This is a genomic window from Pantoea sp. SM3640 (assembly GCF_015654165.1).
Classification (GTDB): domain Bacteria; phylum Pseudomonadota; class Gammaproteobacteria; order Enterobacterales; family Enterobacteriaceae; genus Pantoea; species Pantoea vagans.
Genome location: NZ_CP064872.1, coordinates 2,098,788 through 2,111,447, shown reverse-complemented (window position 1 = coordinate 2,111,447; position 12,660 = coordinate 2,098,788). Strand labels below are relative to the sequence as shown.

The window sequence follows — 12,660 nt, the reverse complement described above, 5'->3', positions numbered from 1 at the left end:
TGCTCAGGGCGAAAAGGAGGAACGATGCAGGACTTTTTACAGCAAACGCTCTCCGGCGAAGTACCGCGTAAGCGTAGTGGTGAAACGGCGCATCTTCGCTGGCAGTGGTTGTATCACGGCATACTGTTAATGGAGCCAACGGTGCCGGTTAAACAGGCGCTGGTGCTTTCCGCCGGGATCCACGGTAATGAAACCGCTCCGGTTGAAATCGTGAACCAGCTTATTAATCCCCTGCTGCGCGGCGAAAAACCGTTGCAGCAGCGCATGCTGGTGATTCTGGGTAACCCGTCAGCGTTGCGGGCTGGCAAGCGCTATGTGCGCTATGACATCAACCGGCTGTTTGGCGGACGCTGGCAGCAGATTGACGATAGCGATGAGGCCCGCCGCGTGCTGCGGCTGGAGCAGACGCTGGAAACGTTCTGGCAGCTGGGTGAGTGCGATGAGACGCGCTGGCATCTCGACATGCACACCGCGATTCGCGGCTCTTACCATCCTCAGTTCGGCGTGATGCCGCACAACGAGCGCCCCTGGCCGCCCGGGTTTCTCGACTGGCTGGCCGCAGCCGGTCTGGAAGCGCTGGTATTTCATCGTGCGCCGGGCGGCACCTTTACGCATTTCAGCTGCGAGCACTTCGGTGCGGCCAGCTGCACCCTGGAGCTGGGCAAAGCGTTGCCGTTTGGCGAGAACGATCTCAGTCAGTTCAGTGCGGCACAGCAGGCGCTGGCATCGTTACTCTATGGTGAAGCCATGCCCGTCACTACGGTTAAGCCGCGCCATTATCGGGTCGCGCAGCAGATCACCCGGCTGAGTGAGCACTTTACGCTGCATATGTCACCGGAAACGCTGAACTTTACCGCCTTTCCACAGGGGACGTTGCTGGCGGAAGATGGCAACACCCGCTATTACGTGCAGCAGGCACGGGAATATGTGCTGTTCCCGAACCCCAACGTAGCAGCCGGGTTGCGTGCCGGACTGATGCTGATAGAAGAGGGCGCACAGACCCAGGCACTGTCGGTCTGATGCCTGAAGTTACCGGTGCCGTTCATCGGTGCTAAAAAATCGGCAGGAAAAGCGGGAGAGAGCCTTCCGCTTTCCTGTCGTAACCATTACACTCCTCCATGATTTCTGCGAAATTCGCTGTAAATTCATAAACGTTTTCAATTCCTCACGCCTTTCTTCTTATTCTCTTCATGATTGCCCGATTTTTATCTTTTATGCTTTCACGGCTTTACTCAGGCTCTGATTAGTTGACGTTCAGCGTCGTATGCTTGTTTCCGAAGACGCGACAGAGTGCTGTCGTCATTATCATGAATTATAAGGACACGATTATGCGCAAACTGACTTCCCTTTTACTGGCTTCTTCGCTGGCGTTTGGTGCAGCCACCGCCGTCCATGCAGCAGCAGATAACCTGACTCCACCGCCAGCGGGCAGCGAAAAAGCGATGCACAAACCGCCAATGCGCCATGGCCCGGAGATGATGTTTAAAGGTCTGAACCTGACCGACGCGCAGAAAACGCAGATGCGCGACATCATGAAAGAGAGCCACAAAGATATGCAGCGTCCGTCGCTGGATGAGCGTCGCGCAGCCCACAGCATCATTGCCTCTGACAGCTTTGATCAGAGCAAAGCAGAAGCGCAGGCAGAAAAAATGTCTGCCAATGCAAAAGAGCATGCGCTGAAGATGCTGGAAACGCAGAACAAGCTCTATAACGTGCTGACGCCGGAGCAGAAAAAACAGTACAACGCGAACTTTGAAAAGCGTCTGACTGAGAAAGGCCCGCACGAAGGAAAAATGGCACCGCCAGCAGAACCGGCTGAATAACCTTAATTAAGCCAACGGTCTGAGACCGCCGACGCTGTCCACTGAAATGAGTGGGCAGCATCGGCGGTTTTTTTATAGCGGAAGAATAGGGTAGGCACCCGACAGAATCGGGCGGCAGAGAATTTTGTAGCCGTCGTGGTCAAAACCGCCTTTGGGCCGCTGCAGTTTTCTGGCTTCATCCATGCTGCTGACCGAACCGAGATAGAACCAGTGGTCGATGACGTGGATCTGCGTCATCTCTTTGCCTTCCTCCACCAGACCTACGGCACCCTGCCACGGCCAGCAAAAGACCCGCACATTTTCCAGCGCTTCCAGCAGACGATCCTGATGATCGCTGACCGGCTCTTTACCGCAGCAGGCACCGGCGCAGCGGCGCAGTGCCGAACGGAAGCAGCCTCGTCCCGCACTCAGCGCTTCCAGACCCAGCAGGCCATGACAGAGCTGATACTCATCCGCAAGCTGCTTCAGTCGTTCAAGGGCGGCAAAGCGACTGCGATAGAGGCCAAAAAGGTTGGGAGACTGGCTGAAATCAAGATCTTTTGCGTAAACCACGTTTGGTTTGCCATCGGTAATCTGCAGCGAACAGAGCTGCCGGTTTTTGCGCAGTCGCTTATTAAACAGCGGTTGCTGGGTTTTGATCATCTGCGCTTCCAGCAGCAGTGCGCCGAGATCGCCTGCGGTAGGGATCCAGCTGACTCGCCGCGACTGACGCAGCATTTTCGCCTCATCAGGGGTGCGAAAATGGGACATTACCCGCGAACGCAGATTCACGCTTTTACCTATATAGAGCGGCAGCGACTCACTCTCGCCGTGAAAGGTATAGACGCCAGGGTGATTCGGCAGACCTTCCAGCCATTCACGCAGGTGTTCAGGATATTGATAAATTGTATTCGCGTCGGGTTCGGGGCGAAGAATGGCAGCACGTCTGGCCAAAATGGACTCCACTTACTGGTTGTCCATACAGCATAACAGGCAGGCGAAATGATCGCCAGCCGTCTGGTTAAAGACGCCGTGTCGCCAGCCAGCAGATCAGCGAACCCAACGTAATCATCGCGACCCCCTGCCAGAAGGCCAGCGGTGGCACCAGGCCGAGCCATAGCGACCCCAGCAGGGCCGACAGCACTGGCGTAAAGTAGGAGGCAGTGGCCAGCAGCGTCAGGTTGCCCTGCTGAATCCCGTGGTTCCAGGCGGAGTAGGCGATGGCGGTAGAGAGGCCGACAAACAGCACCTCCAGCAGCGGGACCAGCGCAAAGGTCATCGGCGCAGAATGACCGCTGAAGGCATATTTGATCCACAACGCCAGCGCGGTCAGGATAAAAAACAGCGTAACGCCGTTCGAACCCCGGGCAAAGCGGCGGGTAACGTTGTTGTAGAGCGCCCAGGTCAGGGCGGCGATAAAGGCGAGTGCATAGGCGACAGGATTGCGCAGCATGTTCTGCCATAGCAGCGCAGGCGAGCCGCTGCCGCTGCCTTTCATCACCCAGACGATACCCAGCAGCGACAGCAGCAGTCCGGGCCAGAGCCAGACGCGGAAACGTTGCTGATTAAATGGGATCGCCAGCACGATGGTGAGGCAGGGCCAGAGATAGTTAATCATCCCCAGCTCCAGCGACTGACTGCGATCGCTGGCCAGCCCGATAGCCAGCGCCAGAGAAATTTCGTAGCCCACGAAGAGGATGCCGCCCAGCCATAAATAGATTGCAGGCATTGCGCCGGGCTTTGGCAGGCCGCGCGTCAGGCAGAGCAGCATGGCGGTGGTGCTGTAGATCAGCGCCGCGCCGCCGGTAGCGCCAAAGGCTTCACTGACGCTGCGCAGCAGGCCAACGGTGGTGCTCCAGAGCAGAATGGCGATAAGCCCGATAAGGGTGGCGCGCGAAACGGTGGCAGGCATACAGCGATCAACAAGGTGAGTGAGAGAAGCCTCCCTTGCCGGGGCAAAGGAGGCGCGGGATTACTTCCAGAAGTCGTCGAATACCGTGATCGGCGGGCGACGTTTGTGCTCGGTTTTCAGATACCAGCCTTCGATGATGCGGGCGTTATCAGGATTGATGGTTTTCCCTTCCAGATAATCATCGATCATCTCGTAGGTGACACCCAGCGCCACTTCATCCTGCAGGCCTGGACGATCATCTTCCAGATCGGCAGTCGGCTTCTTCAGGTAGAGATGTTCCGGGCAGCCAAGATGCTTCAGCAACTGTTTGCCCTGACGCTTGTTCAGGCGGAACAGCGGGTTGATGTCAGTGCCGCCATCGCCATACTTGGTGAAGAATCCGGTGACCGCTTCCGCCGCGTGATCGGTCCCAACCACTACCCCTTTGGTCATGCCGGCGATGCTGTATTGCGCTTTCATTCGCTCGCGCGCTTTTTCGTTGCCGCGCACGAAGTCAGAAAGCGTGATACCTGCGTCTTTCAGCGCGCGCTCACTGGCGAGCACTGACTCTTTGATATTGACTACCAGCGAACGGTCAGGCTTGATGAAAGCCAGCGCGTCCTGGCAATCCTGCTCATCCGCCTGCACACCATAGGGCAGACGCACGGCAATGAAGGTATAGTCGTTGTCACCACTCTCCTGACGCAACTCGCTGATCGCCGTTTGCGCCAGCTTACCCGCCAGCGTTGAATCCTGACCGCCGCTGATCCCCAGCACCAGCGTTTTCAGTCCGCTGTGACGTTTCAGGTAGGCTTTTAGAAAATCGACGCTGACGCGCACTTCCTGGTCGGCGTCGATAGCGGGTTTCACACCCAATGCTTCAATAATTTCCTGCTGCAGTGACATGAACTTCTCCTCAGGTCAGTGGCCTGTCGGCTCGATGCGAACGTTTTAATAAAGCTAACGTGCCTTCGCCAAAACAACAAGCTTAAGCGGCAACTGATTACGCCTTAACATTGCGAAATCAGTGAGTTTTTACCTGCGGCAGCGGTTTTTTCGCCAGCACGCTGAACATCAGAATTGCCATCATAAAGCAGCCGAAAATGGTGGCACACATGCTCAGTACCGAGGTGCCGCCGATGCCGGTGATCGGCACAGTAATTGCGCCCAGCGTGAACATGGTGACGCCAATCACGGCAGAGGCGCTGCCCGCGCGGTGGCCCTGACTCTGCATCGCCAGTGATGAGGCGGTGGTGGCGATCACGCCATTACTGGCGATGGTAAAGAACAGTGCGACCAGCAGCAGTGCCAGCGGTGCATGGAGCAGCGCAGTCAACAGCAGCAGGCTGGAGGCGACAAAGGCCAGCGTCAGCCCGCCTTTCAGCACCCGATACTCGCCCCAAAGCGGACAGAGACGGGCGCTGGTCTGCGAGGCAATGATCAGACCAAAACCGTTGGCCGCAAAGCAAAAGCTGAAGGCCTGAGGCGACAGGCCATAAATCTGCTGCAGCACAAACGGTGAGGCACCAATGTAGGCGAACATCCCGGACATCATAAAGCCCTGCGTCAGGCAGAAGCCCATAAAGGGGCGATGGGTTATCACCTGACCCAGCGCGGCGTAAGCGGAGAAAATCGATCCTTTACTGCGCCGTTCTTCTGGCAGTGTTTCATGCAGCTTCCAGCGTGCCAGCAGGATCAGCAGAATGGCAATGCCGCCCAGCACCATAAAGATGCCGCGCCAGTTGACTATCGTCATTAGCACACCGCCCAGTACCGGTGCACCAATCGGCGCCAGACCGTTGACCAGCATCAGCAGCGCGAAGAAGCGCGTCAGCTCATGACCGCTATACATGTCACGCGCAATCGCCCGTGACAGCACGGCGCCGCCCGCACCTGCTAACCCTTCGAACAGTCGTGCCAGCAGCAGCTGGTTAATATCCTGCGCCAGCGCACAGCCCATCGAGGCGATAAATAGCAGCACCAGTGACAGGGTCAGCGGGCGCAGGCGACCAAACTTATCGCTCATCGGGCCAAACAGCAGCTGGCCAACGCCCAGACCCAGCAGGCCGGCGGTCAGACTCAGCTGCGCGGTTGCGGTTTCAGTGTGCAAATCCTGCGCCATTTGTGGCAGTGCGGGCAGATAGAGGTCAATGCAGAGCGGGCCAAGTGCGGCCAGCAGGCCGAGCGTAATGGCGTAAACCAGGCGGTTAGAATGTACAGGGGTCATTTATCCTCGGAGTCGTCAGCGGTGGGGTGAACAGAAAGCGGGCAAGGCAGTAAATTGCAGATACCCGTAACGCCGCTACCACACTGATCAACGCCCTCACTGATGATGGCCGATGAGTCTGAAAATGAATCGTTACAGGGTGTCTGTTTTGCGGGGAAGTATACGTCTGCGTTGACAGCAAAACAGCCTTCTTTACGATATCCTGACATTTGCTATGCGATGAATTGTTGCTCATAAACTTGATAAATCAGCATTTATGTTCCAGGCTTGTTTCCACATGGACAATCAATGAGGAACAACAAGATGAATAAAGTGATGGGATGTATCGCTGCGGCGCTGACGCTGGCTGCACTGTCTGGTTGTACGACTTACGATCGTGCTGAAAGCTACGTGACTAAGCCAGTCGTTAAGGATGTTAAAAAAGGTATGACCCGCGATCAGGTTCGTCAGATCGCTGGTACGCCGTCTACTGAAATCACCATGGTTCACGCGCGCGGCACCTGCCAGACTTACGTATTGGGTCAGCGCGACGGTAAAGCACAGACTTACTTCGTGAGCTATAACGACACTGGCCGTGTGATGAACTACGGCTTCCAGAGCTGCGCGGAATATGACACCGATCCGCAGGTTCAGCAGTAATACGTAGCACCCCTGAATAGCAAACGGCCCGTCGTCATGACGGGCCGTTTTTCGTTGCGGCGCGGACTACAATCCCGCCGGCCGCGGCACCTCAACATAATCACCGTCTATCTGCCGCTGGTAGTAGTGGCCGTCCTGCACATAGAAACGTTTACCATTAAAGTCGAGTACCCGCATTTCACTGCTGACCCGCGACTCTGCTGGCGGCTCGACCACCACATACTCTTCGCCATGACGCTGATAATAACTGCCGTTCAGCAGGTAGTAGGTCAGTCCGCCAATCAGCACCGCGGTAGCGGCTTCAGGTAAAAAACGCACCGGGCCAGGACCGCCCCAGTGGGGGCCAGGACCGCCCCAGTGGGGGCCGGGTCCGCCATGTCGGCCCCATCCACCCGGGCCCCAGTCGCCAGGGTGGGCGAAAGCCAGCGCGGGCGTCAACAGCGCCAGCGTCAGAAGCGAGGCAATAATTTTTTTCATCGGATGTCCTCCTCATAAGACTGGATGCAGAATTCGCTTTTTACCGGGTAAAGACAAGCACTAAAGCGGCGATTTTTCGCCTGTTTACCATGCTTAACGCTTTCTTAACGGCGTCGCCATCAATGGGGAGGATTATGGAGAGGAAGGGCAGAAATAACCTGGCGCGGGCGCGCCAGGCTTACAGCAGATTAACGGTGCGCCAGCTCGGCGTTGTCGTCACTTTCCAGTACGCGCTTATCGGTCAGACCTAACCAGCGGCTGGTCAGGGAACCCGCGGTCATCGAACCATTGACGTTCAGTGCCGTACGACCCATATCAATCAGCGGCTCAATGGAGATTAGCAGCGCCACCAGGGTGACAGGCAGGCCCATCGCAGGCAGAACAATCAGGGCGGCAAAGGTGGCACCGCCGCCGACGCCCGCCACACCTGCAGAGCTCAGCGTGACGATCCCGACCAGGGTTGCAATCCACAGCGGGTCAAACGGGTTGATCCCGACAGTTGGCGCAACCATTACGGCCAGCATGGTCGGATAGAGACCGGCACAGCCGTTCTGGCCGATAGTGGCACCGAAGGATGCCGCGAAGCTGGCAATCGACTCCGGCACGCCAAGACGACGGGTCTGCGTCTCTACGCTCAGCGGAATGCTCGCTGCGCTGGAGCGGCTGGTGAAGGCGAAGGTGATCACCGGCCACACTTTACGGAAGAAGCGCAGCGGGTTGATGCCATTCACCGACAGCAGCAGAGCATGAACACCAAACATGATGGCCAGACCGAGGTAAGAGGCGACCACAAAGCTGCCCAGCTTGATGATGTCCTGCAGGTTTGAACCGGCAACCACTTTGGTCATCAGCGCCAGCACACCATATGGCGTCAGTTTCATCACTAAACGCACCAGCTTCATAACCCATGACTGCAGCGTGTCGATTGCGACCAGCACGCGCTGACCTTTCACTTCATCATCTTTCAGCAACTGCAGGGCAGCCACACCCAGGAATGCGGCAAAGATGACGACGCTGATAATTGACGTTGGATTAGCGCCGGTCAGATCGGCAAACGGGTTTTTCGGGATAAAGGAAAGCACCAGCTGTGGCACGCTCAGGTCAGAGACTTTGCCGACATAGTTGCTCTGGATCGCACTCAGCCGCGCGGTTTCCTGCACACCCTGAACCAGACCTTCTGCGCTCAGACCAAACAGGCCGGTGACGAAGACGCCGACCAGCGCCGAAATCGCGGTGGTAAACAGCAGTACGCCAATGGTCAGTACGCTGATTTTCCCCAGCGACGAGGCGTTATGCAGACGGGCCACCGCACTCAGAATAGAAACGAACACCAGCGGCATCACCACCATCTGCAGCAACTGGACATAGCCATTACCGACGATGTTAAACCAGCTGATAGACTCTTTTACCACTGCGCTGTTTTCGCCGTAGATCAACTGCAAAACCAGGCCGAACAGCACGCCGATCACCAGACCGGTCAGCACTTTTTTCGACAGGCTCCAGTTCTGACGGCTGAAGCGGGAGAGCAATACCAGCAGCACCACAAAGGCCACGATATTGAGCGTAAGAGGAAGGTCCATACTGAAACTCCAGAGTAATGCGGCTTTCCCACCCGGGAAAGCCGCATAATGTTAATCACGAATTAAGACAGCGGGAATGGTAACAGCAGGCGGAGAGGGCACCTTATATCCAAATGGCATGGTTTATAACTTAATGACGTTTTGTGCGGCTTTATTGCGCAGTATGACTGGAAATTAACCGTCCGACGCCATTTTGTAGCGTATCAAACAGCTGAGCCGGCCAGCCGTTTGCACCAAAAGATGGCATGCCGACCGGGAACCACAGCGCATAGCCTACCAGTCCCAGACATAACGCCCGCTCAAGCTGATTTCCTTTCTGACTGCGCAGAATCGGCAGACGGAAGCGCCAGCGGCAGGGCCACAGCAGCGGAACCCCGGCGGGCGTCAGCATATCAGCCACAATATGGCTGAGGTAGCCCAGCGTCAGACCCTGTAGTACGTCTGCCGGTATCGGCGACGACTGGGGCAGGTTTATCTGAAAAAGCCATAAACCGGCCGCCACCGCCAGCAAACTATGGGTAAAGCCCCGATGGCCGAACGCGCGCGCAATAGGATGAGAAAGCCAGCGTAGTCGCTGTCCCAGCAGAGATTTGGGGTGATCGATATCGGGCAGGAGGCATGTCAGCAGGGCTGAAGGAACGAGATGCCACCAGTCGGCCTGCGCCAGTACGGGTGTCAGCTCAGCACGTTTGGCAAAAATAGCGCTGGCAATGGCAAAAATGATGTGGCCTTCGCCCGTCATGATAGAACCTGGTTGCAAAGAAAGCTGTCGATGCATCCAGTATAGGGATTTATCCAGTAAATGAGAACATGTGACGCTGTAACGAAGCATGAATATTTTTAACAAGGCGGACAGTGATGAAACACTGTCCGCCCGCTCTGCCAGAAAGATTAACGAGCCAGCCAGCCGCCATCTACCGCCAGTGTATAGCCATTAACGTAGTCAGACGCGGAAGAGGCCAGGAAAACTACCGGGCCCATCATGTCATCAGGCACGCCCCAGCGTCCTGCCGGGATACGCCCCAGAATCTCATCGCTTCGGGCCTGGTCTTTACGCAGCTGTTCAGTGTTATCGGTAGCCATATAGCCTGGGGCAATCGCATTAACATTAACGCCATGCTTCGCCCACTCGTTCGCCATCAGACGCGTTAAACCCATGACTGCGCTTTTCGACGCTGTATAGGAAGGCACGCGGATGCCGCCCTGGAACGACAGCATAGAGGCGATATTGATAATCTTGCCGCCGCTACCCTGAGCAATAAACTGCCGGGCTACCTGCTGTGACAGGAAAAAGACCGTTTTACTGTTGATGTTCATCACATCATCCCAGTCCTGCTCGCTGAAGTTCAGTGCATCTTCACGACGGATAATCCCGGCGTTGTTGACCAGAATATCAATTCTGCCCGCGGCTGCGACCGCCTGCTCAACAACCTGCGACGCAACATCAGATTTCATCAGGTCAGCCGATATCGACCAGAAACGGCGGCCAAGTGCTTCAACTTTACGCTGCGTTTCGTCAGGTTCGAAACGGTTAACGCCGACAATGTCGCAGCCAGCCTGAGCCAGCCCCAGAGCCATACCCTGACCCAGACCGGTATTACAACCGGTCACCATTGCCACTTTGCCTTTTAAATCAAACGTATTCAGTACCATTTATGCTTCTCCTCTGCTTAACGCAGTTCGCTGATTTTGACGTGGTCCATGTCATTAAAGACCTGATTCTCACCCACCATGCCCCAGATAAATGTGTAACGCTGGGTGCCGACGCCGGCATGAATTGACCAACTGGGTGAGATGACCGCCTGCTCGTTATGTACCAGCAGATGGCGGGTTTGCTGGGGTTCTCCCATCATGTGGAAGACCGCGCTCTCTTCGCTCATATCGAAGTAGAAATAGACTTCCATGCGCCGTTCATGAGTGTGACAGGGCATGGTGTTCCACAGGCTGCCTTCATCCAGTCGGGTTAAGCCCATGGTGAGCTGGCAGGTGGGCAGCACATCCGGCACGATAAATTTGTTAATGGTGCGACGATTGGCAGTAGTAGCATCACCCAGCGTGGCAGTTGCGGCTTCCTGTAACGTAATCTTCTTATCCGGGAAGGTGCAGTGTGCGGGTGCGCTGTTGTAATAAAATTTAGCGGGCTGGGCCGGGTTCAGGCTGCGGAACAGCAGGTTGCGCGCACCTTTACCAATGTAAAGCGCCTCTTCATGACCGATCTCCCAGGCTTTACCGTCGACCTTAACCAGACCCGGGCCGCCAATGTTGATCATGCCCAGCTCGCGGCGCTCAAGAAAGTAACTGACGCCCAGCTGCTTTCCCATCTCATCACCGATAGTGACTGGCTTATTAACCGGCATCACGCCGCCAATGATGATGCGGTCGGTGTGGCTGTAGGTCAGGGTGTAATTGTCAGCGGAAAAAATCGTCTCAATCAGAAACTCGCGTCGCAGCGCGTCAGTGTCGAGCTGTTTAGCGTGATCGCTGTGAATGCTTTGGCGAACGTCCATCTCAGGCCTCTCTGCAGGTCAGGTTATTCATGCCCCGAATGGGGACGCTTCGGGCATCTTAGGCAGAGCGAGATGGGAATTCAATAAAAATGAAACGTTGTTTTATTTTTTTGCGGAGCAGATCAACCGGCAGGCGCAGCGGGCAAAAAAAAGCCCGCTATGCGCGGGCTGTTTATCATCCCTGCAGATGCTGCAGGCTAAGCTGGGTCAGATTGTCCAGCCGGACATCCGCCAGCGCCCAGCGCGGGTCTTCGCGGTGTTCAGCGGCAGGCACCACAATCGACCGCATGCGGGCCGCTTTGGTGGCGATCATGCCATTGAACGAGTCTTCCAGCGTGACGCAGTTGAGTGGATCAATTGCCAGGCTGGCGGCGGCGTTAAGGTAGACCTGCGGATGGGGCTTGCTGTAGGGCAGTGCTTCTGCTGAAGCCAGCACATCGAAATAGTGGCGCAGGTTGAAGATCTCCAGTACCTGTTCCAGCATCATGAGCGGCGATGCTGAGGCCAGGCCGATTTTCATTCCCTGCTCCTGGCACAGCTGCAGCGCCGTTTCCACGCCAGGCAGAAGCGGCCGCGTCTGATCCACCAGCGTCATGGCGCGCGCAATAATACGGTCAGTAACCTCCTGCTGAGAGGGGCCCTGCCAGGGCAGCGTTTCGTACCACATCCGCACAGTCTGGTCGATACGCAGGCCAAGGGTATCGGGCATTTCACTGCGTCGTGACAGGTCGACGTCCAGCGTTGAAAAGATATCCAGTTCAGCCTGATCCCACAGCGGTTCAGAATCGATCAGTAAGCCATCCATATCAAACAGGGCAGCAAGGACAGGGCGGTGCCAGGTCATCAGCGGTCTCCTTATAAATAAAGTCGGTTTAACCATAACATCATTCTCTGCTGACGCATGCTTCATCCGATTGACCACGCTTTATTTGGGAAATTTCTTCGTTGGCAGGTAGACTGACGGCAAATTGGATTCCAGGTTCAGGAGATATTATGACCTATCAACAGGCTGGCCGTATCGCCATCCTTAAGCGCGTGGTGGGCTGGGTGCTCTTTTTAGTGGCACTGTTGTCGACCATTATTTCGGTATTGAGCTTTATGTTTAAGCACAGCGAGAAGCAGCCGGGCATTGACGCCGTTATGCTTGATTTCGTCCATGTCATTGTCGATATGCTGCGCTTCAACACGCCATTCCTGAACGTTTTCTGGCATAACTCGCCGGTACCGGAATTTAACGGTCAGATGAATCTGGGTTTCTGGCTGATCTACATTCTGATTTTTGTCGGGCTGGCGCTGGAATCATCAGGCGCGCGGATGGGACGGCAGGCACGTCACGTCAAAGAGGGCATTGAAGATCAGATGATTCTGGAGCAGGCAAAGGGCAGTGAAGGACGCAGCCGTCAGCAACTGGAAGAGAAGGTACGCGTTCCTCGTCACACCATCTTCCTGCAGATCTTCCCGCTTTATGTCCTGCCAGTGGTGATTGCGATAGCCGGATATTTTGCGCTGTCGCTGCTGGGCTTTATCTGACCGTGAA

14 protein-coding genes are annotated in these 12,660 nt (G+C 56.0%); 4 read left to right on the top strand and 10 right to left on the bottom strand.

What is annotated here, in order from left to right; all coding sequences use genetic code 11:
• The first annotated feature begins 24 nt into the window (after positions 1–24).
• Both astE and spy read left to right on the top strand, forming a co-directional pair.
• Positions 25–1,020, top strand: a complete 996-nt coding sequence (astE, locus tag IV493_RS09825) for a succinylglutamate desuccinylase (RefSeq protein WP_195857056.1) — start codon at positions 25–27, stop codon at positions 1,018–1,020.
• 308 nt (positions 1,021–1,328) lie between these two features.
• Positions 1,329–1,823 (top strand): ATP-independent periplasmic protein-refolding chaperone Spy, encoded by a 495-nt coding sequence (gene spy, locus IV493_RS09820; RefSeq protein ID WP_033732453.1) that lies wholly within the window; start codon positions 1,329–1,331, stop codon positions 1,821–1,823.
• A gap of 72 nt (positions 1,824–1,895) precedes the next feature.
• Here spy and cho read toward each other — a convergent pair whose 3' ends face one another.
• From cho to IV493_RS09800, 4 genes are all read right to left on the bottom strand, one after another.
• Positions 1,896–2,756, bottom strand: a complete 861-nt coding sequence (gene cho, locus IV493_RS09815; protein WP_033782915.1) for an excinuclease Cho — start codon at positions 2,754–2,756, stop codon at positions 1,896–1,898.
• Between the two features lie 67 nt (positions 2,757–2,823).
• Positions 2,824–3,714, bottom strand: a complete 891-nt coding sequence (gene yddG, locus IV493_RS09810) for an aromatic amino acid DMT transporter YddG (protein ID WP_195857055.1) — start codon at positions 3,712–3,714, stop codon at positions 2,824–2,826.
• A 60-nt stretch (positions 3,715–3,774) separates the two neighbouring features.
• A complete protein-coding gene (gene nadE / locus IV493_RS09805; protein WP_013357668.1) occupies positions 3,775–4,599 on the bottom strand; it encodes an ammonia-dependent NAD(+) synthetase in 825 nt (274 codons plus the stop codon).
• 118 nt (positions 4,600–4,717) lie between these two features.
• Complete coding sequence (locus IV493_RS09800) at positions 4,718–5,920, bottom strand: multidrug effflux MFS transporter (protein WP_095707285.1); 1,203 nt, start codon at positions 5,918–5,920, stop codon at positions 4,718–4,720.
• Between the two features lie 303 nt (positions 5,921–6,223).
• On the opposite strand from IV493_RS09800, the gene osmE reads away from it, so the two are divergent.
• Positions 6,224–6,559, top strand: a complete 336-nt coding sequence (gene osmE, locus IV493_RS09795) for an osmotically-inducible lipoprotein OsmE (protein WP_010245718.1) — start codon at positions 6,224–6,226, stop codon at positions 6,557–6,559.
• A gap of 66 nt (positions 6,560–6,625) precedes the next feature.
• On the opposite strand, the gene IV493_RS09790 is transcribed toward osmE, so the two are convergent.
• The 6 genes from IV493_RS09790 to hxpB form a co-directional block, all read right to left on the bottom strand.
• Positions 6,626–7,036: a DUF6515 family protein gene (locus tag IV493_RS09790; protein ID WP_195857054.1), complete on the bottom strand. Its 411-nt coding sequence runs from the start codon at positions 7,034–7,036 to the stop codon at positions 6,626–6,628.
• Between the two features lie 188 nt (positions 7,037–7,224).
• Positions 7,225–8,616 carry an L-cystine transporter gene (locus IV493_RS09785; RefSeq protein ID WP_033732462.1) on the bottom strand — a complete coding sequence of 464 codons (1,392 nt, stop codon included), beginning with the start codon at positions 8,614–8,616 and terminating at the stop codon, positions 7,225–7,227.
• A gap of 151 nt (positions 8,617–8,767) precedes the next feature.
• Complete coding sequence (locus IV493_RS09780; protein ID WP_033782918.1) at positions 8,768–9,358, bottom strand: metal-dependent hydrolase; 591 nt, start codon at positions 9,356–9,358, stop codon at positions 8,768–8,770.
• A 149-nt stretch (positions 9,359–9,507) separates the two neighbouring features.
• Positions 9,508–10,269, bottom strand: coding sequence for a 2-dehydro-3-deoxy-D-gluconate 5-dehydrogenase KduD (gene kduD / locus IV493_RS09775; RefSeq protein ID WP_013357673.1), 762 nt, complete (start codon positions 10,267–10,269; stop codon positions 9,508–9,510).
• 17 nt (positions 10,270–10,286) lie between these two features.
• The gene (kduI, locus tag IV493_RS09770; RefSeq protein ID WP_195857053.1) at positions 10,287–11,123 is read right to left on the bottom strand and encodes a 5-dehydro-4-deoxy-D-glucuronate isomerase; all 837 of its coding nucleotides are present in this window, start codon (positions 11,121–11,123) and stop codon (positions 10,287–10,289) included.
• A 175-nt stretch (positions 11,124–11,298) separates the two neighbouring features.
• Positions 11,299–11,967, bottom strand: a complete 669-nt coding sequence (gene hxpB, locus IV493_RS09765) for a hexitol phosphatase HxpB (RefSeq protein WP_013357675.1) — start codon at positions 11,965–11,967, stop codon at positions 11,299–11,301.
• 149 nt (positions 11,968–12,116) lie between these two features.
• Between hxpB and IV493_RS09760 the strand changes: the two genes are divergently transcribed.
• Positions 12,117–12,653, top strand: coding sequence for a YniB family protein (locus IV493_RS09760; RefSeq protein WP_013357676.1), 537 nt, complete (start codon positions 12,117–12,119; stop codon positions 12,651–12,653).
• The last annotated feature ends 7 nt before the right edge of the window (positions 12,654–12,660 follow it).

Coding starts and splice junctions, on each gene's coding strand:
- spy (WP_033732453.1), top strand. CDS start 1,329: ATGCGCAAACTGACTTCCCTTTTACTGGCTTCTTCGCTGGCGTTTGGT.
- yddG (WP_195857055.1), bottom strand. CDS start 3,714: ATGCCTGCCACCGTTTCGCGCGCCACCCTTATCGGGCTTATCGCCATT.
- IV493_RS09785 (WP_033732462.1), bottom strand. CDS start 8,616: ATGGACCTTCCTCTTACGCTCAATATCGTGGCCTTTGTGGTGCTGCTG.
- IV493_RS09800 (WP_095707285.1), bottom strand. CDS start 5,920: ATGACCCCTGTACATTCTAACCGCCTGGTTTACGCCATTACGCTCGGC.
- osmE (WP_010245718.1), top strand. CDS start 6,224: ATGAATAAAGTGATGGGATGTATCGCTGCGGCGCTGACGCTGGCTGCA.
- IV493_RS09760 (WP_013357676.1), top strand. CDS start 12,117: ATGACCTATCAACAGGCTGGCCGTATCGCCATCCTTAAGCGCGTGGTG.
- kduI (WP_195857053.1), bottom strand. CDS start 11,123: ATGGACGTTCGCCAAAGCATTCACAGCGATCACGCTAAACAGCTCGAC.
- IV493_RS09790 (WP_195857054.1), bottom strand. CDS start 7,036: ATGAAAAAAATTATTGCCTCGCTTCTGACGCTGGCGCTGTTGACGCCC.
- hxpB (WP_013357675.1), bottom strand. CDS start 11,967: ATGACCTGGCACCGCCCTGTCCTTGCTGCCCTGTTTGATATGGATGGC.
- IV493_RS09780 (WP_033782918.1), bottom strand. CDS start 9,358: ATGACGGGCGAAGGCCACATCATTTTTGCCATTGCCAGCGCTATTTTT.
- astE (WP_195857056.1), top strand. CDS start 25: ATGCAGGACTTTTTACAGCAAACGCTCTCCGGCGAAGTACCGCGTAAG.
- nadE (WP_013357668.1), bottom strand. CDS start 4,599: ATGTCACTGCAGCAGGAAATTATTGAAGCATTGGGTGTGAAACCCGCT.
- kduD (WP_013357673.1), bottom strand. CDS start 10,269: ATGGTACTGAATACGTTTGATTTAAAAGGCAAAGTGGCAATGGTGACC.